Source organism: Pseudomonas sp. W5-01, assembly GCF_046540435.1.
GTDB classification, from domain to species: Bacteria; Pseudomonadota; Gammaproteobacteria; order Pseudomonadales; family Pseudomonadaceae; genus Aquipseudomonas; species Aquipseudomonas graminis_B.
In genome coordinates this window covers 297,335-319,354 of the sequence record NZ_JAXCIP010000004.1, presented here as the reverse complement: position 1 = coordinate 319,354, position 22,020 = coordinate 297,335, and the positions used below count along the sequence as shown (strand labels likewise).

The 22,020-nt window shown below is 59.4% G+C and carries 14 protein-coding genes; 4 read left to right on the top strand and 10 right to left on the bottom strand.

Going from position 1 to position 22,020, the window contains the following annotated elements:
- Nucleotides 1-20: 20 nt before the first annotated feature.
- From SLW75_RS14955 to SLW75_RS14945, 3 genes are all read right to left on the bottom strand, one after another.
- The gene (locus tag SLW75_RS14955; RefSeq protein WP_410934824.1) at nucleotides 21-4,919 is read right to left on the bottom strand and encodes a neuraminidase-like domain-containing protein; all 4,899 of its coding nucleotides are present in this window, start codon (nucleotides 4,917-4,919) and stop codon (nucleotides 21-23) included.
- 53 nt (nucleotides 4,920-4,972) lie between these two features.
- Nucleotides 4,973-7,966: a Tc toxin subunit A gene (locus SLW75_RS14950; protein WP_410934823.1), complete on the bottom strand. Its 2,994-nt coding sequence runs from the start codon at nucleotides 7,964-7,966 to the stop codon at nucleotides 4,973-4,975.
- A 248-nt stretch (nucleotides 7,967-8,214) separates the two neighbouring features.
- Complete coding sequence (locus tag SLW75_RS14945; protein ID WP_081567934.1) at nucleotides 8,215-9,738, bottom strand: fumarate hydratase; 1,524 nt, start codon at nucleotides 9,736-9,738, stop codon at nucleotides 8,215-8,217.
- 413 nt (nucleotides 9,739-10,151) lie between these two features.
- Between SLW75_RS14945 and SLW75_RS14940 the strand changes: the two genes are divergently transcribed.
- Both SLW75_RS14940 and SLW75_RS14935 read left to right on the top strand, forming a co-directional pair.
- Nucleotides 10,152-11,258: a GGDEF domain-containing protein gene (locus tag SLW75_RS14940; protein ID WP_410928500.1), complete on the top strand. Its 1,107-nt coding sequence runs from the start codon at nucleotides 10,152-10,154 to the stop codon at nucleotides 11,256-11,258.
- On the top strand, nucleotides 11,251-12,189 hold the full coding sequence (locus tag SLW75_RS14935) for an iron-sulfur-binding ferredoxin reductase (RefSeq protein WP_410934822.1): 939 nt from the start codon (nucleotides 11,251-11,253) through the stop codon (nucleotides 12,187-12,189). Before SLW75_RS14940 ends, SLW75_RS14935 begins: the two co-directional genes overlap by 8 nt.
- A gap of 74 nt (nucleotides 12,190-12,263) precedes the next feature.
- Here SLW75_RS14935 and pyk read toward each other — a convergent pair whose 3' ends face one another.
- A complete protein-coding gene (pyk, locus tag SLW75_RS14930) occupies nucleotides 12,264-13,715 on the bottom strand; it encodes a pyruvate kinase (protein ID WP_065992245.1) in 1,452 nt (483 codons plus the stop codon).
- Nucleotides 13,716-13,894: 179 nt separating this feature from the next.
- On the opposite strand from pyk, the gene SLW75_RS14925 reads away from it, so the two are divergent.
- Both SLW75_RS14925 and SLW75_RS14920 read left to right on the top strand, forming a co-directional pair.
- Nucleotides 13,895-14,269 (top strand): tetratricopeptide repeat protein, encoded by a 375-nt coding sequence (locus SLW75_RS14925; protein WP_065992246.1) that lies wholly within the window; start codon nucleotides 13,895-13,897, stop codon nucleotides 14,267-14,269.
- 314 nt (nucleotides 14,270-14,583) lie between these two features.
- On the top strand, nucleotides 14,584-14,943 hold the full coding sequence (locus SLW75_RS14920; protein ID WP_192132807.1) for a PilZ domain-containing protein: 360 nt from the start codon (nucleotides 14,584-14,586) through the stop codon (nucleotides 14,941-14,943).
- A gap of 11 nt (nucleotides 14,944-14,954) precedes the next feature.
- Here SLW75_RS14920 and SLW75_RS14915 read toward each other — a convergent pair whose 3' ends face one another.
- The 6 genes from SLW75_RS14915 to SLW75_RS14890 are packed head-to-tail and all read right to left on the bottom strand — an operon-like array spanning nucleotide 14,955 to nucleotide 21,944.
- Nucleotides 14,955-16,310 carry a DUF58 domain-containing protein gene (locus SLW75_RS14915; RefSeq protein ID WP_410934821.1) on the bottom strand — a complete coding sequence of 452 codons (1,356 nt, stop codon included), beginning with the start codon at nucleotides 16,308-16,310 and terminating at the stop codon, nucleotides 14,955-14,957.
- Nucleotides 16,307-17,383 carry an AAA family ATPase gene (locus SLW75_RS14910; RefSeq protein ID WP_410934820.1) on the bottom strand — a complete coding sequence of 359 codons (1,077 nt, stop codon included), beginning with the start codon at nucleotides 17,381-17,383 and terminating at the stop codon, nucleotides 16,307-16,309. The genes SLW75_RS14915 and SLW75_RS14910 overlap by 4 nt, the downstream gene beginning before the upstream one ends.
- The gene (locus SLW75_RS14905) at nucleotides 17,380-18,600 is read right to left on the bottom strand and encodes a DUF4350 domain-containing protein (protein WP_065992255.1); all 1,221 of its coding nucleotides are present in this window, start codon (nucleotides 18,598-18,600) and stop codon (nucleotides 17,380-17,382) included. The genes SLW75_RS14910 and SLW75_RS14905 overlap by 4 nt, the downstream gene beginning before the upstream one ends.
- A complete protein-coding gene (locus SLW75_RS14900) occupies nucleotides 18,597-20,243 on the bottom strand; it encodes a DUF4129 domain-containing protein (protein ID WP_410934819.1) in 1,647 nt (548 codons plus the stop codon). The genes SLW75_RS14905 and SLW75_RS14900 overlap by 4 nt, the downstream gene beginning before the upstream one ends.
- Nucleotides 20,230-21,210, bottom strand: a complete 981-nt coding sequence (locus SLW75_RS14895) for a stage II sporulation protein M (protein WP_410934818.1) — start codon at nucleotides 21,208-21,210, stop codon at nucleotides 20,230-20,232. The genes SLW75_RS14900 and SLW75_RS14895 overlap by 14 nt, the downstream gene beginning before the upstream one ends.
- The gene (locus SLW75_RS14890; protein WP_410934817.1) at nucleotides 21,207-21,944 is read right to left on the bottom strand and encodes an RDD family protein; all 738 of its coding nucleotides are present in this window, start codon (nucleotides 21,942-21,944) and stop codon (nucleotides 21,207-21,209) included. The genes SLW75_RS14895 and SLW75_RS14890 overlap by 4 nt, the downstream gene beginning before the upstream one ends.
- Nucleotides 21,945-22,020 lie beyond the last annotated feature (76 nt).

The following is a 22,020-nucleotide window of genomic DNA, read 5'->3' as shown; positions in this document are numbered from 1 at the left end:
TCCCTGATGACTGTGCTCGGTCAGATCGATGGTCTTTTGCTCGCTCGCTTTTTGCCTGGTGCCTCGATGGATTTGCCCGGGTTGATGCCCCCGGCTTTGGCGGTGTAACGGATATGCACGATGATGTCGGTGATCGAGGCAATCATGTCCTTCTGCGATCCGTCGAAATGCGGGAAGTCCAGCCTCCACCGCGAGATCGCACCGGTCCCCTCGAACGGCAGATAGCGCTCATCGTCGAAGTTGAAAACGAACAGACCATCGTCATCGATGCCGGTAGACACCGCGATCTGTTGGCTGGCGCGCATGTTCTCCTTGAGGGTATTGCCGATCTGAACCGCGTTGTAGCTTTGCGTCAGGATCGCGCGGATGTCCTGATACGGGCCCACGGTCACCGGCAGCGACACGCTGATGCGCTTGATTCGACGCAGGGTCTGGCCGGGGTAGTCCTCGTCAAGCATGGCTTGGGTAATCTCGAACTCAACGGCGCCTTCTTCACTGAGTCGCATCACGACGTCCGCCCATTCCCGGTTGAGCGTCAGCACGTCGTCAGTGGACGGTGGCAGCTGTCTGACCGAAACGGTCTTGACGATCTCCAGCAACCGCTCGTGGCGAGACAGGAACGCGGTCTCCATTCTCAGCAGATCCAGCTTTAACGATTCTCCCGACAGCAAGCCGCGATACGTGTCGTTCCACGCAGAGGGTTTGATGAATCGGGTGGTGAAATCGGCGCGCTCGTATTGCCAGCAGGCTTCGGCGGCCAGACACAGCGACACTGTGGCGTCGTAGGCCTGGTAATACAGCATCGAAAACTGGCCGGTGAGCCACTGGTACAGCTGGGTGTTGCTGAAGCGCTGCTTCTTGAGGAAAGCGTACATTTTCTCGGCCTGGTTCTTGGCCTCCTGAGCCTGGCGCAGCTGGATCACCGTCACCCTGATCTGCGCATCGTGTACGGCCAGTTGGGCGGTAAGTGCCTCCGACTCCAGGACGGCCTGGTCACGCAGGTTTTCCCATTCCTGAAGGCGACGACGGTATTGCTCTGTTTTCTCCAATGCCTCCCCTGTGGTGTGGAGCAGCATCGCCTGCGCTCTGGCACCGATACCAACAGCCTGAGCGACTCCTTCAATCTGAATGCCGCTGACTGATGCCCCACCATGGGCGCCGAAGGTCATTCCTCCTTCAGCACCAACATTCGCCCCACCGCCACTCGGGACAGGCTTGAGCATTGACGCTATGCCGTCGGCAACAGCCCCGACCCCCTCGTACACACGCGACAGCGCCTGCAGCGTCATCGCCGCAATTTCGCCAGCGCTGACGTTTTCAATGGCGAGATTGTCGTAGAACACAGCTCTGGCATCTGCAATAGCCTTGCTGGCTTCAAGGGATTTTCGGGCCATTATCTCGACTTTCTGCGTCTCGAGCTGCAGGTCGATGGCGAACTGTGCAAACTCCCAGGCCAGTTCCTGCTGCATTTCCATGTACTCGGCCTGATCCTTGCGCTCAATGATCGACAGCAAGGTGTTGCCGAACTGGATCAGGGTTTCGACCGCTGCACTGGCACGGGCCGCCATCACTGCGTAACGGAAGTGCGGCACCTCCTGCGCCAGCAGGCTGCCAGCACCGCCACCGGCCGCGCCGTTGGCATAGGCCGCCAACAGCGCGCGAGGGTCGAGCGGCGCGGCGAACAGCGGCAGCTGCAATGGCTTGCCGTCCAGGGTGAAGTTATTGCGCAGGTTGTAGAGCCGCGACTCCACGGTGTCCCAGTGCTTGACCAGCTCGGAATTCATGGGCGGGATGAAATAATCGGTGTCTGCGTCCATCAAGGTCGGGTCCCGACCAAAGGTGCTCAGGCGCAGCGGCGCCTGTTTGAAGCTGACCCGCGATTGCCCGCCGTTTGCGTTGGCGCTGGCTCGCACTTGCTGTTGTTGATCGATCAACTTTGCCTCGAACTCCCGGAGCCCGGCACGGGTGGATTCCGCCAGTGCGCCCAGGGTTTGCGGCGCCCAGCGACTGACCAGACGGGTGTCGGGCCTTGGCCCCAGAAGATCCAGCACCCGCACGTACCACAGCTTCGCCTCGTTCAGACTGTCGGGGGTCAGCTGCCGATAAGCCATGTCGCCGCGCTCGATCATGTTCTTGATGTAGTGCGAGTAAATGGCTTTCTGATAGCGCACCGGATCGCTGGCAGCAATGCCGTCGGGGTCGATGGGGGCGCGCATGAAATAATCCGGGTCGGAGATCTCCACCAGCGGGCGGACGTTCCAGTAATCGGGTGCGCCTGAATCGGATGCTCCCGCGGCAGCCTTACGAGCGGGGTCGAAGATAAACCCCAGCCAGAAGTCCGACTCCTTGAACTGTTTTTCCAGCGTCAGACGATGGGCAATCATGAACGGCAAGTGCAGGAACAATTCCCAGAAATACAACCCGTTGGCGCCTTTGAAATCCATGGGAGGTGATTCGGACTGATCTCCAATGGGCGGTTCCAGCAATTGTTGGGTTCCCCAGGAGAGCAGGGCTTCAAGGGCGATATTGGCTTTTTGGATAAGCTCACGTGCGAACAGGGTGTTCATGCGGATGGGCTTGCGTGGTTCGGAATTGGAACCGTCTGAGTACCTAATCGATGATCCTGTGAAGTCGATGTACTCGGCAACACCCAGGTTCGGATCGGCGCGCTTGGTTGTCATAGGCGCTACAGGGCAATTTCCTAGATCACCAACGAAAAGCAGCTCGATCATGGTAGATTTTATCGCATTGGCAATCCAAACCGGTGGAGAGGTCGTATTGACGCCCACGCCATGAGTGACATAAAACGCTTTTGAGTCAGGTAGAAAGTGCGTGTTGAAGCCGATAGGCAGTAGGGTCGATCTGTCGAAAGGTATATCGACGTAGAACGGGTTGGATGGATCCATGAAAACGACGTTCTGGCCGCTGCCTCTGTAATGCATCTGACCTGTTCCTGGTGCAGACATGTCAATCGGGTAAGAAAAGTACTGTTGAAATGTAACTGGCGGGGCTACGTTGATCACCAACTCGCTCATACCTGAGGAAAGTGCTGGCCAGTCTACGGAGTGCATGTCGCCGGAAATAGTCCAGTCAGGATCATCATGAACGAGAAAAAGCTGAATAGCCGATCTCCAGATAACTTTGCCTTCAAGACTGTTCTCACCTAAAGCAAGGGTTAAGGGGTTCACGCCTGAGTCCCTTAAAAAGTTAGGTAACCGAATGATAGTTGGATCAGATGCGGCTGACGGCCAGAGGTTAAGCTCAATCGTGCCTGGTAGATAGGGGTTTGTTACCGACGACCCTAAAAGCAGCGGAAGCCACATATCAGGTGAAGTAGGATCTACGACCAGATTAAAAGTCCAGTTCATAAAGAATGCGGTGAATGTCAGCGTGATAGCTACCGAGGGGGTGCTTATGCGCTCATTTACATCAGTGCAAAGTCTGACGGTTGCTTTTTCCTGATCTATCACAGGTCGATTTGCTTCGGTGGTGATGTCTGTAATTTTTGGCTGAAGTCCGGAGTAGTTCCAGTTTTGGTTGTCAGGATTTAGAGCGGTTGTCTTTGCTATTGTTAATGACACCTGCGTATGCCAATAAAACTGAAAGCGCGCTTTATTATAAAGTGCAAATACCCAGCACGCTTTTCGAATACGAACCTCCTCCAGCTCAAGCGCGGATGCATTAACTGATTCAGTCACTGTCTCTTTGACGGGGAACGCCGGTGTGAAGTTGAAGTTTTTATCGATGAAAGCAGTCTTCAAAAACTCATATAACGAGTAGCTGCCATCCTTGTCGCCGAAGGTCAGAGACTCTCCTGCGTACATGCCGATGAATAGTGACTCTGGCGAATGAGAAGCGTCAAATACGGCAATTGTATTAAGCGCTTCATTCAGCATTGTTTTGTTGGCTCCCAAAATATTGGATCTCGTGACATCCATATAAATCTGCGGCGCACTCCAGGAATCGTCGTATTTTTTATAGGATATGTTCAACAGCAACTGCACCTTGGGTGTGATCACTACCTGTTGCTGTTCTTCTCCTTCTGCTGGCGCTGGCGCTGGCGCTGGATAGGGGGGGTCTCCTGCCGGTGTTTTAAGTTGCAGGGCTACTTCATCCGCTACTTGAATCAAGTCCACCCAGACCACGAACAGCCGATTGTTGAAGAATACTGGGCGGATGGTGCGCTCAATGGTATTGGCGGAGATACCAAGCTCAGCGTGTTTCCAGTCGGACCAGGCGCCGGGGGTAGGATTATCGTCTTTCGGTCCTTCGGTGCCCGACAGGTAAGCGCGCTCGTTCATGTCCACCATGCGCCAGTAATATTTGTCCTCGGCGCGGGATTTTCCGATGAAGTAATACTTGCCGGTAGCGAAATCACTGCCATCAATATACCCGTTGACGATGGTCAGGTTGGCCACCTCTTCAAAGCTGGCCAGATAACTTTTGACTGCGTCCTGGGTGGTGTCGATGGAGATCTTGTTCTGGTTGATATCGTTCTCAAGCTGAGCAAAGTACATGGACTTTTTCAGCCGCAGCTCAGGTGAGATGTAGATCTCCGGGTACAGCGCCAGTTGCTGATTCGCTGCCCAGATCGGGTATTGGCTGCTGCGATCCTTCCACTCCACAAACTGTGGCTCATCGGTGCGCAGGGCTGTGTAACCGGGCTCCATTCCCATCAACGTGCCATTGATGTACTGCTGCAGACTGGCGATGGCCGATGCCACCGGGCTGGTCTGTACGTCGTTGGAGACCTGGTTGTCGATGAGGAAAAACTCATACAGGTCGTTCGCTGTCTTCAAGCGAGTGTGTAGCCCCAAGGTAACAAGCGGTATGTGGTTCGGCACGACCTCGCTCAAGTAGTACGCCACCAACGCGTCGCGATAACTTTCATTGAGTTGGTTTTCAATTGAGCGTTGCATGATGGTTCTTCCTTGATTGAGATTGCCTTGATACGCGCGCATTGAACCTTGGGTTATTGACCACGTGCCGACGCGACTGCTGCCTCACCCACTGTTTGCCAGTCCAGCCTGGTCGCGTTGGCAGGGTCCAGGCAGGCTGCCTTGAGCAGATTGGTAGCGCCCAGACCGGTTTGTTCAGAGGTGGCTTTGACCCGGCGCAACCAGTCCACTTCGCTCATCGACTTTGCGATGGTCCCGGACAGGAATGCAGCAGCGGACAGGATGTCGGTGGCTGGCCAGTCGATCAGTTGCGCCAGGGTCGCGGCGCACTGGGCCTTATCGGCGCTGGCAGCATTGGCGGCAACGAAGTATTGGGTCAGTTGCTCCTCGGCAGCGCCGCAGTCGTTGACCCAGCGGGAATAACGGTCCAGGTGATACACGCTGGCGAGACTCAACGGCAGAGATGGGGCCGTAAACGCAGGGTCAAGCCAGGTCGGGTTAACCAGAAAGGTGAGCAGGGCGGGCGCACTGAGGTTTAGCTGCTGGCAGACTTCGCTGTATACAAGGACTGAACGAATTGCATTGACGACGGGTGTTGTCTTTACGTCCGTCACCAGAACTAAATCGCTCAGGTCGCTTGCGTTCAACACGGTGCTCAACAGGGTTTGCACATCGCTATCTGCCCACCGTACGACGAACGCTGCGCGGTCCATCGGCAAGCCACTGAGGCTCTGCAACAGCCCCTCGATCAGACGTTGTTGAAGTGAAAGCCCGCCGAAAACGAAGTTCGTCAGTTGATCGGCTGCCTGGTCATGCGCCTCACCGAGATCAACTGCTTCCAGAGCAGTGACGACCTTCGATCGAATGGCGCCGCGGCTATCGTTTTCAAGGGTCAGCGGCAGTGCTATGACCAGGCCATTTTCGTCAATGACAGTGGTGAGCAATGGCCACCATTCGATCGCCGCGTTGGCGCTATCGGTGGCAGGTAGCGTTAGTCCAGCCAGGCCTTCTGCGGTCAGCAAGGTGTCGCGTGCATCGGTCGCCAACTGCTCAAGCGTGTCCAGAAGCTGTTGACTGACCGGAGGTTCTACGGCGTCGATGGCCAAACGGGCGCACAGAGTAGTAACGTCCTGGCCGGTCTCCTTGAGCCATCTCACGGCCCAGTCCATGTGCATGAGGACGTCCAGGAAGTCGGGCTTTGCATCGGCGCCGGGGACCGGTTCTATTCTGCCTCTGACGACTGTATGCAGGTAATCTTCTCCGCCCAGCAAAAGCATCAGGTCACGGCTGTCTTTGACGGACAGGCCGAACATGTGGGCAATGCGATTCAGACGATAGAACGCTGAAAGTGACCACAGTGTTGTATTAGGCGTTGCGTAGGGGCGAATACCATCGTCTCTTAAAGGATTGTAAAAATAGTAAATGTCGTTGATTAACATTCCGAGAGAATCGGCGGACTGTTCTAAGTGGAGTGCGGCGCAGACTTGGGCACTGGCTTTTTGCCAATTCTCATTAGTGGGGTTGTAATAGATGTTGACATTTCCAATTGCAAGCGGTGTGTTGAAGAGTTGTGGATTATTAAACGTACGGTCAAAAAGCGAGGGGCGCTCGCCCACATTGAAGGTCGCGATTTCATGAACTGTCGCTGAAAACTCTTCGGGGGACAGCGCAAAATGTTTATTAAAGTAATTGAAAACTCCAAGCGCCCGCAGTGTGTTGGTATTCAAGACCACATCAGGATTCGTCATCTCACCCTGGTCATCGATTTCTGCAAGCGCCGCCGCAACGATCAGCGTGTCAAGCTCGGCAAACGGTACTCCCGTCCAGCGCTGCAGGCGAACCATGCGTTGGATCCTGTCGAAGCTTTTGTGAGTAGTGTGTGTCAGTTTTCCTGCGCTAATGCTGATTGAGTAACTTTCGCTGTCACTTTCCTTATTAATATATCGAGCGCCGAAGGACCTGGGCAAACTCAAGGGCGGCGTGCCTGCATTGGGCGATTTAAAAGGCAGATATTGTCCGATAGCGGTCAATGCTTCCGTTTGCTCGGCGGTGAGTCCGGTTTTTTCAAGAAACGTATTCAGTGATGTCAACGCATTATTTTCAGCGTTCGGGACGTAATTGCAGTCGTAATAGGTGCTGTAAAAATGCTGATAGGCGTTCTCCTGGTCTTCCTCGGCAAAAACACTGGCCTCAGTCACGATCTCTTGCTGTTCGGGGCTGAGCTTGCTCATCAGGCACTGCGCGACAGAGCTTGGGTTTTTCACTCGTCCGTAGTCGTTAGAGCCATCTGCATAGATGGGTAATTTCAGGCTTATACGGTAATCGATTTCCCCCAGCATCGGCTTCTTGCCTGAAAGCCCCAGTCGGATCTGTTCGTGTTGATAGCTATACGGAAACAAAAACGGATGTTTTTTTCCCGCGATCAGCTCGAAGACTGGTTTGTCTTTGTCGGCGCTACCTTCCCTATCGGTGTAATCCCTGATTCCTTTTTCCAGAACGCTTTTAACGATGTCTAGCATGGGGACTGGTTTGAAGGTGGACTGCTGGTCAATCATCAGGCTCGCCAGATCCGGTCGCCGTACGGCGAGCTGAATCCTGTTTGGATCTTGTGTGGCGCCTTCCAGCTCTCGCAGGGCAAAGCGGTATAACGATGTCAGGTACGCCGCCGGAGAGTCCATGGCTTCAATGGCGCCGACCTTACAAAACTCGTCCCAGTTCTCTTTGAAGAGATTGGGATAGCTGGGACCGATTTCCACCAGCGATCGCACCCCTGTGCGAGCGGTCAGTCGGGGCTGGCGACCCGAAGAGATCAACTCGTTGCGATAAAGGCGAACGATTTGCGTGGCGTAACACTGGGCATTGTCGTAGGCAAGTTCGGCGTTGGTGTCGCTCAGCGCCCTGATTTGCCGTACAAAGCTTTTCTTGGATGAGCGCAGGATGTCGAAGACCGAACGATACCCAAGGGTTTGCATGGCGGTGGCAAAGTCCACTTTGTCGCCGGTTTTGTTTTGATCAGGCGCTGGCGTTTTCGCCAGGTTGGCGATCAACGAAAAAGATGATTCGTCCATGATGAACAACTCCCTGAGAACAGTGACTCAGAGTTTCACTGCGACATCGTCCTGTCACCTGTCATGAATACCAGTAGGGGCCTGATTCTTTCGATTTGTCAGTTAAATGAATGACTTGGCATCGTTCATCGGGTTAGACCGAATTGCGATAGTCATCAACGCCATTGCTGATAAGGGGCTCGTACGGACACTCTGGGCAAGCAAAAATAAACCCGGCCAATGCCGGGTTTATTCATGCAGCGCAGCTGTTACTGCACTTCCACTGCCAGGCTTTCACTGATCTTCTTCTGCCAGATGGCGGGGCCGGTGATGTGAACCGACTCGCCCTTGCTGTCGACGGCAACCGTGACGGGCATGTCCTTGACCTCGAACTCGTAGATCGCTTCCATGCCCAGCTCCGGGAACGCAAGCACTTGCGACTTCTTGATCGCCTGAGCGACCAGATAAGCGGCGCCGCCAACGGCCATCAGGTAAACCGCTTTGTTGTCCTTGATCGCCTCGATGGCGGTCGGGCCGCGCTCGGATTTGCCGATCATGCCCAACAGGCCGGTCTGCTCAAGGATCTGGCGGGTGAACTTGTCCATCCGCGTCGCGGTGGTCGGCCCGGCAGGCCCCACCACTTCGTCACCGACCGGATCAACCGGGCCGACGTAATAGATGAAGCGGCCCTTCAGGTCTACCGGGAGGGTTTCGCCCTTGTTCAGCATCTCGACCATGCGCTTGTGCGCCGCGTCGCGACCGGTGAGCATTTTGCCGTTGAGCAGGACGGTTTCGCCCGGCTTCCAGCTCTGCACGTCTTCCGGCGTCAGCGTGTCGAGGTTGACGCGGCGCGCCGACGGGCCGGCTTCCCAGACGATCTCCGGGTAGGCGTCCAGCGGTGGCGCTTCCAGCGAAGCCGGGCCGGAGCCGTCGAGGACGAAGTGGGCGTGGCGGGTGGCGGCGCAGTTGGGGATCATGCAGACCGGCAAGGACGCGGCGTGGGTCGGGTAATCCATGATCTTGACGTCGAGCACGGTGGTCAGACCGCCGAGGCCCTGGGCGCCGATGCCCAGCTGGTTGACCTTCTCGAACAGCTCCAGACGCATTTCTTCCAGACGGTTCGACGGGCCGCGCGCCTTGAGCTCGTGGATGTCGATGGATTCCATCAAGACTTCCTTGGCCATGACCGCCGCTTTCTCGGCCGTACCGCCGATGCCGATGCCGAGCATGCCGGGTGGGCACCAGCCAGCGCCCATGGTCGGCACGGTTTTCAGCACCCAGTCGACGATGGAGTCGGACGGGTTGAGCATCGCCATCTTCGATTTGTTTTCCGAACCGCCGCCCTTGGCCGCCACGTCCACTTCCACAGTGTTACCCGGGACGATGGAGTAGTGAATGACTGCAGGTGTGTTGTCCTTGGTGTTCTTGCGGGCGCCGGCCGGATCGGCGAGGATCGAGGCGCGCAGGACGTTTTCCGGCAGGTTGTAGGCGCGACGCACGCCTTCGTTGATCATGTCGTCCAGGCCCATGGTCGCGCCATCCCAGCGCACGTCCATGCCGACGCGGACGAACACGGTCACAATGCCGGTGTCCTGGCAGATTGGCCGGTGACCGGTGGCGCACATGCGCGAATTGATCAGGATCTGGGCCATGGAGTCGCGTGCAGCGGGCGACTCTTCTCGCAGGTAGGCCTCGTGCATGGCCTGGATGAAATCAACGGGGTGGTAGTAAGAAATGAACTGCAAGGCGTCAGCGACACTCTGGATCAGGTCATCTTGCTTGATCACGGTCATTGGGCGCGCTCCTCTGATTTGGCGGGAACATTCGAATTGCGGGTGGCGACGGGACCGCATGGGCCGGATGAAAGCATCTTGATCAGGCGTCAGACAGCCGGGCAACACCTCGGCAGGCCGGGGTAAAAAAGGCGCGGCAGTATAACCCGAGGTCAAACAAGGTACATCTGCCGAGCGCCAATCAATGGTCGAACATCGTACAACGTATATACCGAAACACCGGTGAAACAGATTGCTACGGCCGTCTGGAACACAGGAATTTGAATAGTCATTTTTTTGCGCAAGCACTACAGTGGCAAGCTGCCTGCATTACCGCGCACGGCGCAGGATTGCTTCGATCTGGTGCCTGAAAAGTATCACAGGTCATCTTGCCGGTACGGGACGGACCCTTAATACCCATGATGAGTCAACGAGTGAATGCCCAAACTATCCAGCGCTTGCTGCTGAAACGTTTCGCGCTCGCTACCGGCACCTACGTGCTGGGGCTGATGCTCGTATGGATGGCGTATTTTACCGGCTACTATCACGCCACTTTCTTCGGGATCTGGTGCACCAGTGTGCTGGTGCTCTTCTGTCAGGCCGCGTTGAGTCTGGTGTTTTTTGGTGGCTACAACCGACGCTTCAAAGACCCCAGCCTGACCGAGTTTCAGGTGTTGCTGGGGCTGGGCTGGCAGACGTTTCTGATTAGCCATACGGAAGCCTCCCGCGGCACCTTTCTGCTCGTTTACGTGCTGGTGCTGATGTTCGGATTGTTTCATCTGCGCCCCAGTATTTTCGCGCGTTGCGCCCTGTTTGCCCTGCTGGGGTTCGCCGGCGTCAACCTCTGGGACGCCAGCCGCGGACGCCTCGCCGATCCGGGGCTGGCGGTGATTCAGACCTGCGCGCTGTTCATCGTTTTCTCCTGGCTGTGCCTGTTCGCGCGCTTCGTGCAGAACTCGCGCAATCGCATGCACCAGCGGCGGATCACCTTGCAGGCGCACCAGGAAACCCTGCGCGGCATGATGCTCCAGCTCGAAGAGCTGGCGTCCACCGACGAACTCACCAACCTCTACAACCGCCGTCACTTCCTGCGCATAGCGACCCGGGAACTTGAGCTCATGGACGGCAATTACACCGCCGGGCTGGCGCTCATCGACCTGGATCACTTCAAGCGGGTCAATGATATCCATGGTCACGCGGCGGGTGATCGGGTGCTGCAGGTGTTCGGCAAAACCGCTGCCCAGTGCCTTCGCTCCGACGACATCCTCGCGCGTTATGGCGGTGAAGAATTCGTGTTGCTTATCCCTCGCTGCACCCGTGCGCAGTTGGTCGATTGCTGCGAACGTATCCGGCTGGCGTTTACCCGGGTCACGCTGCCGGAGTTTCCTGAACTGGACCTGAGCCTGTCCATCGGCATGGCCGTCATTGAGCGTGGCGACCACATGGACCGCGCACTGCAACGCGCCGACCAGTCGCTGTATCGCGCCAAGCACGAGGGCCGCAACCGTTGCCACGGCGCCTGGGATTACGCCGATGCCTGAGTTGCGTGTGGGCGACCGGCAATGGTCGGTGGCGCCTGCGGCGAATTTGCTCGACGCGCTTAACGACGCCGGGTTGTCCGTCCCCTACAGTTGCCGCGCCGGCAGTTGCCACACGTGCATGGTGCGTTGCGTCAGTGGCGATCCGCTGGACGCCGCGCCCGATGCGCTGGAGGCCGACAAGCGCGCCCAGGGCTGGCGGCTGTCGTGCCAGTGCCGGGTGACGAGCGATCTGACCGTTGAGATCTTCGATCCCTTGCGCGATGGCTTGCCGGCAACCGTCGTCGGGGCTGACTGGCTCAGCGCATCGGTGCTGCGCCTGCGACTGAACCCCGAACGTCCGTTGCGCTATCGTGCCGGACAGCATCTGGTGCTGTGGACCGAGAGCGGCGTAGCACGGCCCTACTCGTTGGCGAGTGTGCCGGGGAACGATCCCTTTCTGGAGTTTCACATCGACTGCCAGCGCCCGGGCGCTTTCGTTGATGTCGCCCGTAGGCTGCAACCGGGCAATTCTGTCCGTCTCGGCGAACTTCAAGGCGGCGCGTTGCATTACGACCCTGACTGGCAGGACCGGCCGTTATGGCTGCTGGCGGCGGGGACCGGATTGGCACCGTTGTGGGGTGTGCTGCACGAGGCGTTGCGGCAGCACCATCAGGGTGAAATTCGCCTGTTGCATCTGGCGCGTGAGCCTCAAGAGCATTACTTGGCAGGGGCGCTGGGCGAGCTGGCGATCCAGCATCCGAACCTGCACGTGGAGCTGATCAATCAGGAAAACTTTGCGGCCGAGCTGAGTGGGTTGCGCGTGACGTCTCGTCAGACCATTGCGCTGGTCTGCGGGTCGCCCGTCAGCGTCGAGGTGTTTTCGAAGCGGCTCTTCATCGCAGGACTGCCGCGCAGTCAGTTGCTGGCGGACGTATTTGCGGAGAAAGGCTGACGGGCCATGGGTTCAGAGACGTAAAAAAGCCCCGCACTCTCACGAGGCGGGGCTTTTTCGTGTTTCGGTGTCGCTTAAACCATTGGGTCGCCGACGTGCAGGATCTTCATGCCGTTGGTGCCGCCGATGGTGTGGTAGCTGTCGCCCTTGGTCAGGATGACCCAGTCGCCTTGCTCCACCAGACCGCGCTTGACCAGTTCGTCCACAGCGGACTGGCTGACCTGACCAGGCGGCAGTGCGGCCGGGTCGAACGGAATGGTGTAGACGCCACGGAACATCGCCGCGCGCGCCTGGGTGCCGCGGTGCGGGGAGAACGCGTAGATCGGCACCGAGGAGCGAATGCGCGACATGATCAGCGGGGTATAGCCGCTTTCAGTCAGCGCGATGATCGCTTTCACGCCTGGGAAGTGGTTGGCGGTGTACATGGCGGCCAGCGCGATGCTTTCGTCACAACGGGTGAACGAGTGACCGACGCGGTGGCTGGAGGTCTTGCCGGTCGGATGACGTTCAGCGCCGACGCAGATACGCGCCATCGCTTCAACGGCTTCCACAGGGTATGAGCCCGCGGCACTTTCAGCGGACAGCATCACGGCGTCGGTGTAGTCGAGCACGGCGTTGGCCACGTCGGACACTTCAGCGCGGGTTGGCATCGGGCTTGAAATCATCGATTCCATCATCTGCGTGGCAACGATCACCGCCTTGTTGTGGCGACGCGCGTGCAGGATGATTTTCTTCTGGACGCCCACCAGCTCGGCGTCGCCGATTTCCACGCCCAGGTCGCCACGGGCAACCATGACCGCGTCACTGGCGCGGATCAGGGCATCGAGGGTGTCGTCGTCGGCAACGGCTTCGGCGCGTTCGATCTTCGCCACCAGCCAGGCCGTGCCGCCGGATTCGTCACGCAGCTTGCGCGCGTATTCCATGTCGGCCGCGTCACGCGGGAACGAAACGGCCAGGTAATCCAGGTCCATTTCGGCAGCGAGTTTGATGTCCTGCTTGTCTTTCTCGGTCAGCGCCGGTGCCGTGAGGCCGCCGCCGCGACGGTTGATGCCTTTGTGATCCGACAGCGGGCCGCCGATGGTCACGGTGCAATGCAGTGCATCGGCGGTTTGCGTGTCGACGCGCATGACCACGCGCCCATCGTCCAGCAGCAGCTCGTCGCCGACGCCGCAGTCCTTGACCAGATCGGGGTAATCGATACCGACGATGTCCTGGTTGCCGTCGGTCAGAGGATGGCTGGTGGAGAAGATGAACTTGTCACCTACCTTCAGCTCGATCTTCTTGTTGACGAATTTGGCGATGCGGATTTTCGGGCCTTGAAGGTCACCCAGCAACGCGACGAACCGACCGTTCTTGGCGGCGATGTCGCGGATCAGCTTCGCGCGAGCCTTGTGCTCGTCGGGCGTACCGTGGGAGAAGTTAAGGCGGGCGACGTCCAGGCCAGCAAGAATCAGCTTCTCGATGACTTCTGGCGAATTACTGGCAGGGCCCAGTGTGGCTACGATTTTGGTGCGGCGAACGGTCATGCACAAACTCCTTAAATGAAGCGCAGCGAGAGGCTACTACTGTATTGCTCTGTAGTCATTGTTCCTTTGCACTACCTGACCCCCTGATCGCTGGGCAATCGGCAGGCCGGCGGGGCTCAAAACGGCCTTGAAGAAATCCCGGAATACGCCGATACAAGGGCTGAGCACAGGAGACTCTCATGCGAATCGTGATGATATTAGTGGCGCTGCTTGCCTTGGGTGGTTGCACCCGCTGGGCAATGAACAGCCATTTGAACAATGCCAACCGCGCCTACGCCCAGGGCGACTGTGACGCGGTGATGTACAACCTGTCGAAAGTCGACCGGGAGAGCCGTTCGCGTCGCTACGTGCAGCCCGAAGTGTCGATGTTGCGGGGTCAGTGCCTGGAGCGCCAGAAGTTCTACATGGATGCGGTACAGACCTACCAGTACATCATCACCCAGTTCCCGGAAAGCGAATACGCGTTCCGCGCCAAGGCCCGTCTGGACACCCTGCATCAGCTCGGCCATGACAACCTGGCGCCGCCCGCCACACCGCGCCCTGCTTCACGTTAGTTACACCCGAGTGGATGTACGGTAGCGTTTTCGAGTGGATATCGGGAAAACCTGAGCTAGGCTGCGATGGGTAGGGACCTAAGTGTTTTGACGAAGGTGGCAGTGCCACTGATCCGAAAGCGAGCCCGATAGGGGTGTTTAACGCCGATCGGCCCTAGGAGTCAGTGACTTTTGCCAGTACCGAGTGAGTCAGATGCCGTGATGGGCTTATCCATTGATGGGTTCTGGCTTTACGGGTCTGGCAGTTCCGTGCAACCGAATCCCAAAGCACTAGCGCGGCCATGCTCAATGGTCATCTCAGGGCGAGTGTCCGCATGCTTAATGAACGACGAATAGAGCGTCATCAACTGCCTTACTACCTGCAAGTGTTCAACCGGTACACCGATAAACCTTTGGGTTGTCTGGGGAACGTGTCAGAGCAGGGCCTGATGCTGATCAGCGATCTGCCCATTCTGGTGGGCGCCGATTTTCAGCTGCGCCTGAAAGTGCCTGACGGCAAGAACGGCCTCTACCACATCGACATCGACGCCAGCTGCCTGTGGTGTCAGGAAGACGAAACCCCTCGCATATTCGATTCCGGCTTCCGTCTGCAAGCGGCGCCGGCGGAATACTTTGTCCTCATTCAGGCCTTGCAGCGCTATTTCAGCTTCTATCCGCTCGAAGCGTCTGCCTGAAGGCCGGCGCCCTACAGCGCGCCGGCTTTTTTCCAGCTCATGTATCGGCTTACCAACTCTGGCCCCAGCTCACTGGGGCGCACATCCAGCACAGGGATGCCATGGGCGATCAAACGCTCATGCAGCCCGCTGCGTGCGCTGAGCAGGTCGACCGTTCCGCAATAGTCCACGGCCTGTTGCCAGGTGTGCACCGGCGCTTGACGAAGATCGTCGAGCACGGCCTCGCGCAGACTGGCAATCAGCACCCGGTGATGGCGACTCAACTGTTTGACCGCTTCGAGTAATTGCTCGTCATCCTCGTCCCGCAGGTTGGTGATCAACACCACCAACGCCCGTCGCTTCTGCCGCGCGAGGAGGGTTCGCATCGCCACCGCATAATCGGCGGGGCGCTGGGTCGCGTTGACGTTGTAGAGGTGATTCAGCAGCACGTTCAGCTGCCCCGCGCCTTTGACGGGTGGCAAATGCCGGTCCTGATCGCCCGCGAAGGTTAAAAGACCGACCGCGTCGCCCTGACGCAAGGCCACATAGCTCAACAGCAGGCAGGCGTTCAGCCCATGGTCGAAATGCGTCAACTCGCCGTCCTGGCTGCGCATGCGTCGGCCACAGTCGAGCATGAACAGGATTTGCTGATCGCGCTCATCCTGATATTCCCGGGCAATGGGCGCGCGATGCCGGGCCGTGGCTTTCCAGTCGATCTGGCGCAGGCTGTCGCCTTCACGAAATTCGCGCAGCTGATGAAACTCCAGGCCCAGTCCCCGACGCGGTTGCTGGCGGATGCCGATCTGCCTGAGCCAGTTCTCGACGCCCAGCAACTGCCCGTTCTGCAGCCGGGCGTAATCCGGGTAGACCCGGACGGCGTCATGGCTGGATACATACCGCCGGGATGACCACAGGCGCAACGGGCTGCGCATGAGGATTTCGGTCCGTTCGAAAGTGAAATCCCCCCGGCTGGCCGGCCGCAGCCGATAGGTCAGCTGGGCCGTTCGCTGGGGGCGCAGCACGACGACCTGGGGCAGATTGTCGGTTTCGTAGCGGGCGTCCGGCTCGGAGGGGCCGTGATCAAAGAAGGTCATGTGCAGCGCGCGGGGCGAATCGTGTTCCAGCTCGACCCGCACCTCGCTCCAGCGTCCCATCCCCAGGCTGCCGGTCAAATGCCGCTTGACCCGAGGGGAGGGCAAGCGCCACAGCCATGCTGCATCCAGCCCTGCCACGGCAGCCATTCCCCACAGCAGGGTCCAGAAAAAGCCGTCCAGCCGTGCAACGGGGCCTCGACCCAATGCCTGCAAAATGCCGAGTAGCACCGACACGCCGAGCAGAACGGCCAGCCACCAGAGCATGCGGGTCGAAGGCTTGAGCAGTTGTTTCATCGGCGCGGCGCCGCCACCTGATCCAGCAATTGCTTGAGCACGTGATCCACCGACAACCCTTCGATGTCCAGCTCCGGCGCCAGCCTGACCCTGTGCCTCAGTACTGCCAGCGCACAACCTTTGACATCGTCGGGTACGACGAACTCGCCGCCGCGCAACAGCGCCCGCGCGCGGGCTCCCCGAATCAGCGCGATGGACGCCCGCGGCCCCGCGCCGAGTGTCAGGCCCGGCCACGTACGGGTGGCGCGGGCCAGCCGTACGGCGTAATCGAGGACCTGTTCATCCACCGGCAGATCGCCGGCGATGCGTTGCAGCGCCAGCACATCTTTCGCCTGCATCAAGGTGCGCAGGGGCTGGATGTCGAGCATGTCGGAGCGCGTCGAACGGGTCACCTGGCGGACCATCTCCAGCTCCTGATCAGCCTGGGGGTAATCCATACGCACTTTGAGCATGAAGCGGTCGAGTTCGGCTTCAGGCAGCGGATAAGTACCTTCCTGTTCGATCGGGTTCTGCGTCGCGAGCACCATGAATGGTTGCGGCACCGGCAGGGCGCGGCCTTCCAGCGTAACCTGACGTTCCTGCATCGCCTCAAGCAGCGCGGCCTGAGTCTTCGCCGGTGCGCGGTTGATCTCGTCTGCCAGCAGCAGATGGGTGAACAGCGGCCCTTTGCGCAGCTTGAACTGCTCGCTCTGCATGTCATAAACGGCATGGCCGGTGACGTCGCTGGGCATCAGGTCAGGGGTGAACTGAATGCGCGCGAACTCGCCGCCGAAACACCGGGCCAGCGCCCGTACCAGCAGCGTCTTGCCCAGCCCGGGAACGCCTTCAAGCAACACATGGCCGCCGCCGATCAGTGCAGTCAGTACATCATCGATCACGGCGTCCTGGCCGATCACCGCTTTTTGCAACTCGTGCCGCACCGCCTGCGCCAGATGAATCGCACGCTGGCGCTGCTGCGCCGGATTGCTGCCCGAGGGGGTGGCTGGCTCGATGTGCTTGTGGTCCACGGCCCCGTGTTCTGGAGTGGGGAGGTGATTGGCGGCGTGGCCTGGCTCGGTCGGTTGATCGTTCATAAGGCATTCCTGATGGTTTGCAGGTACGCAACCTGACGGGTGAATTCGCTGCTGGACAGGCGTTGCTCCGGCCGCGGACGCAATGCCTGGCCGATGCTGCTGGTGGACTGACGTGTCATGCGCGCCAGCGTTTGCCATTGTTCGGTGACGGCCAGGGTTTCAAAACCGGGATGCCGTTGCCGGGCGCGGCGCAGGATGTCTTGCTGCAAGGCGCGCAACGCGGCGTGCTGGCCTTCGCGGCGGAGCATGAAGTCGGCGCTCGCCCGCAGGTGCTCGCTGAGCTGACGGCGACCACGGGACAGGACTGGCAGCATCGGGCCATGGCGCATGGCTGCATGCCAAAGCGTTGCGATGAGGCACAGCGTCAACGCGAGGAGGGCTTGTGGGAAGTATTTCCAGAGCAGGCCGAACAGGTTGTCGTGTTCCGTGCGCAGCACCATCGTGACAGTGCTGTCCTGGCTCAGGTACCAGAGCAGCCAGGCATTATCGTATTCGCCGATGGCGTGGGTTTTCCAGAGGTCGGCGTCGGTGACGACGGTGATCAATCCGGAGCCGTACACCATTTGCAGCAGGTGCGTGGCGTCAGCGCTGTTGGCCCATGACTGCGCATGATCCTCGGGGTCATCCAGGTGGAAGGCCGGGTCGAAGCTCATGTAGGCCGGATCGTTTTCATTTTGCAGGAATAGCCGGGTCAACTCGGGCCACGGCGTTTCGGAGCCTTGAATGTCCGGAGTGCTCAGCGGGATGACCGGCTTGAGCTGTTCGCGCTGACGTTCGCGGTCCTGCTCTTGCAGATCCAGGGTGAGAAATTGATGAATCTGCAATTGATCCAGCAACAGGTCGCCGCTGCTCCCCTTGGTCGGGTCCCACAGTTGTTCCGCAACAAACAGAAGCCGGCCTCCCGAACGGGTCCAGGCCAGCAAGCGCTGGACCTCGGACGGCGTCATCTTGTCGCGAAAATCCAGCAGCATGAGCGTCTGCGGCTGGTCCTGGATATCCGGGAGAGTGGCGAGGGTTTCGACCGTCTTCACCACAATGTTCCGCTGACGCAGGAACGTCTGAGCGGCGAGGTAAGGGTTGGCCAGCGCCTCGGGAGAAGGGCCCTGATCGACGGTTTCCTGGTAACGCTCGAGCCGCTTCAGTACGGGCACACTGGCGATGACGATGCTTGCCAGCATCAGCGTGGCGACCAGCCCGATGATCCAGCGCCGGCTCATGCCCCTGCCCCCTGCGCGAACAACTTCCGCCAGTCTGCACACAACGTCTGCCGTGCCTGATCCGGCGGCATCTGGTGCCCGTACGCGAGATTCTGCCAGTGCCACGTCAGCTCATGGCTGAAGTCATCGAGGGAGGGCTGCTTGAGCTCGGCGATCCGCGCCAGTATCTGGACCTCGGTGTCTGCGCTTCTCAGCGGCAGCTGGTAATCCGTCAACAGGCGGCTCAGCAGTGCGCGGTAAAGCAGGCTCAACGCCTCGCGCGGTGACTGCTGCCAGAGCCTTTCTGCTGCATCGGCGACATCCGCCGGCAGGCTTTCAGCCCGAACCTGCAGGCCAAAGAGTTGCTGAGGGAGGTCTTGTGGTGCAATTGCCTTGGGCGTGCTTTTACCAACGAAGGTGGCGAACCAGGCCCGATAGCGCCAGATCACCCACACGACCGTCAGGCCAACGAGCGTCCATAACAGTGCCCCGAATAGCGTTGATAAGGTTTTGCCCACGTTGAGCAGGCCGACGACCAGCCGCGCCAGCCAGGTCAGTGTCTCGGCTGACCTGGCATCATGGCTGGCATCCTGTTTTGGCTGGGCGATTCGCCAGCCGGACACTGGTTTGGGATTTTTAAACGGCGGTTGCTCAAGCACTGAATGGATGGCGTCCTGTGACGCCTGGCTGGTCAGCAACTGATTACGCAGGCGAGGCGAATCCGGCGAGGCCACGTTCTCGTCCGTCTGCGGGTTGTCCAGCGGCGGCAACGGGCAGCTATTGCCCGATTCGCCGGGGATTTCGTCCGCCATTGACGGGTCTGTCATCGACGGGTTTAGCGCCGACTCTGCCAGGGCGGAAGACGGCAGCAACGTCAGTGCAAGGCACCCGCCCAGTAGCAACGCCAGTGCGCTGCCCATAACACGCTGACGCAGCTTGCGGAAACCCAGTTCGATGTCCCACGCCTCCAACGCGGTTCGGCGATTGAGGTACAGCGCGAACCCGCACGACACATACACCGGCCCCCAGACGATAAGGACCAAGGCATAAAACCCGTTGGTCAGATGCTCCAGCCAGTTCCATTCACCCTCGATGTCCAGCAAGCTGCGCCACGACCAGTCGGCTTCGATCTGCGGCGGAATCATGGCGTAGAACAGCACCATCAGGCCGATCCAGAAAGTCAGTTCAAGGGTGCTGCCCAGCGCGGTCAGAAGACGCGCCGCCCGGGAATCCTTCTGCCCAAGCACGGCAATCCGCTGCGCACGCGGCAATCCGTCGAGTCCTTCGAGTTGCTGCACCGGCTGATAAAAGCTGCGGCTGAGGCTCAGACGGCGCCACGTCAGGCTCGCTATCAACTGCGGTTTGAGTGCGGACGGGAAGCTTTTCAGCGCCTGCCTGAGCGAAGGTCCCGGGCTGAAGAGCGCCTGGGACAGAATCAGCAGCGGGAGCCGTTCGTAGGCCGGCTTCAGCCACCAGAACACGAGCACTGCCACCGACGGGTAATCCCACAGCAGCAGGGTAATCATTGCGAAGACCGGCAAGGTGACGATGGCCCAGCTGGTCATCAGCAAGCCGCGGTGCCGTTGGGCCAGAAGAACGCCCAGGTCGATGGCCTCCCAGGGCGTACGTGGGCGTATGACAACGCTGGCGTCAGTCAGGCGCATGGGGCGTTCGTCCGGCAAGCGTCAGGTAGGCGCCGACGAGCAGCCACAAAGAAGCGCCCACCCCATATTTGGCCGTCGCTGGTGGCCAGCTCATCGACGACCAGTACGCTTCAATGAATGCGGCGATGAGCAGGAACATCATGACCCCGCCGATCAGTCGTACGCTGGTCCGGGCAGCGCTTTGGAGCGCCTCGCTCCGGCGCAGTTGACCAGGCGCCACCAGCGCCCATCCGAGTTTGAGCCCCGCCGCACCCGCCAGCATGATGCCGGTCAGCTCAAAGGCGCTGTGTCCGACCACGAACGGCCAGAAAGTTGCCCCCATGCCCGCGTCGGTAAGATGGCCTGCAACCGCGCCAATCATCAGCCCGTTGAAGAACAGAAAAAACAGACTGCCGACGCCGAAGAGCAGGCCGCTGGCGAAGGTCTGGAAAGCAATGCCGACGTTGTGCATGACGTAGTAACCGAACATTAGCCAGTCAGTGCTCGATGCGCGCTCGGCCGTCTGCCCGATGCGCCGCGCGGCGGGCTCGTACATCGCGTGCATCTCGGCGACATCGGCCGGGCTGACGACGCTGTAGACCAGATCCGGATAGCCGTAGACCAGCAGCGCCATGAGCGTCAGACTGCCAAAAAACAGCAGGCCGGCGAGGGCAACCCATCGCCATTCAGCACGCACCAGCCGCGGAAAGTCCGCCAGCACGAAGCTCAGCAACTGCGCAGTGAACTGGCTTCGGTGGCGATACAACTGTTGGTGGCCGCGCATTGCAAGCTGTTGCAGTTGCTCGACCAGATAACTGGCATACCCACGGTCAATCGCCAGCGCAAGGTGTTGGCAGATCTGACGGTATTCGCGGCTGAAGCCAGCACCGGATTCGCTTTTACGTCGACTCCCTTCCAGCGCCTCAAGACGCGTTGCAAAACGCTGCCAGTCGTCTGCATGGCGTTGTTCGAACAGGCTCTGCTTCATGACGAACCGGCCAGGCTGCGGGCGATGCCGTGTAGTTGCTGGACCGGATAGTGCGGATCTGGCGAGGTAGCCAGCTGCAACGGCTGCGTGACGATGGCGGCGAGCTCCTGAGCCCTCGCCGGAGAAAGTGTGTCGTGACGCTCGGCAAAGGCTTGTATGGCGCGCTGCTCCTCCAGCAAGAGGGGCAGCGGTGGGCTCACCGCAGTGGCCTCTGCCAGTGACGACCGCTGCGGGGGTAAATCCCGATAGATGACCAGCGTGCCGGCCGCCAGATCCCCCAGGCGTTTGAACAACGGGCGCTGCAAACAGGTGAACCCGCCAACGCAGTAGCCGAAGGGCAGCATGTCGACGAAACGCAGCAGGTTGCGCAGCACTGAGGCCGACCAGCCAATCGGCGTGCCGTCATCGTGAATGACCCGCAGCCCCATGATCTGTTTCCCCGGCGTGCGCCCCTGGTGCAGCACCTCGAAGAGCACCATATAGCCCCAGGTTCCGAGAAACAGCGCGAGCATGAACAGTCCGGTGCCGAAGTCGCCCAGTGTTCCCAGCACAAAAAACAGGACACCCAGCAATACGCCGCGAATCATCAGGTCGATGCCGAACGCAACGGAGCGGGGCAGTAAACCGGCGGGGCGCAGGATGAGGTCTATGCCCTCGGGCGTTTCCATGCGAACACGGGTGTCCAGCAGGACAAGCGGCGCAGCAATTCCTGGCTCTGCATGGGAAAGGGACATAAAGAAAGGTACGCCGGTGAAAGAGGTTTGATGCTAGCCACGCCGGAGCGGCTAAGCAACCGGATGATTCTGGACA

Excerpts from the sequence above, each read along its gene's own strand:
- SLW75_RS14955 (WP_410934824.1), bottom strand. The coding sequence starts at position 4,919 with ATGCAACGCTCAATTGAAAACCAACTCAATGAAAGTTATCGCGACGCG.
- SLW75_RS14950 (WP_410934823.1), bottom strand. The coding sequence starts at position 7,966 with ATGGACGAATCATCTTTTTCGTTGATCGCCAACCTGGCGAAAACGCCA.
- SLW75_RS14945 (WP_081567934.1), bottom strand. The coding sequence starts at position 9,738 with ATGACCGTGATCAAGCAAGATGACCTGATCCAGAGTGTCGCTGACGCC.
- SLW75_RS14935 (WP_410934822.1), top strand. The coding sequence starts at position 11,251 with ATGCCTGAGTTGCGTGTGGGCGACCGGCAATGGTCGGTGGCGCCTGCG.
- pyk (WP_065992245.1), bottom strand. The coding sequence starts at position 13,715 with ATGACCGTTCGCCGCACCAAAATCGTAGCCACACTGGGCCCTGCCAGT.
- SLW75_RS14925 (WP_065992246.1), top strand. The coding sequence starts at position 13,895 with ATGCGAATCGTGATGATATTAGTGGCGCTGCTTGCCTTGGGTGGTTGC.
- SLW75_RS14920 (WP_192132807.1), top strand. The coding sequence starts at position 14,584 with ATGCTTAATGAACGACGAATAGAGCGTCATCAACTGCCTTACTACCTG.
- SLW75_RS14915 (WP_410934821.1), bottom strand. The coding sequence starts at position 16,310 with ATGAAACAACTGCTCAAGCCTTCGACCCGCATGCTCTGGTGGCTGGCC.
- SLW75_RS14910 (WP_410934820.1), bottom strand. The coding sequence starts at position 17,383 with ATGAACGATCAACCGACCGAGCCAGGCCACGCCGCCAATCACCTCCCC.
- SLW75_RS14905 (WP_065992255.1), bottom strand. The coding sequence starts at position 18,600 with ATGAGCCGGCGCTGGATCATCGGGCTGGTCGCCACGCTGATGCTGGCA.
- SLW75_RS14900 (WP_410934819.1), bottom strand. The coding sequence starts at position 20,243 with ATGCGCCTGACTGACGCCAGCGTTGTCATACGCCCACGTACGCCCTGG.
- SLW75_RS14895 (WP_410934818.1), bottom strand. The coding sequence starts at position 21,210 with ATGAAGCAGAGCCTGTTCGAACAACGCCATGCAGACGACTGGCAGCGT.
- SLW75_RS14890 (WP_410934817.1), bottom strand. The coding sequence starts at position 21,944 with ATGTCCCTTTCCCATGCAGAGCCAGGAATTGCTGCGCCGCTTGTCCTG.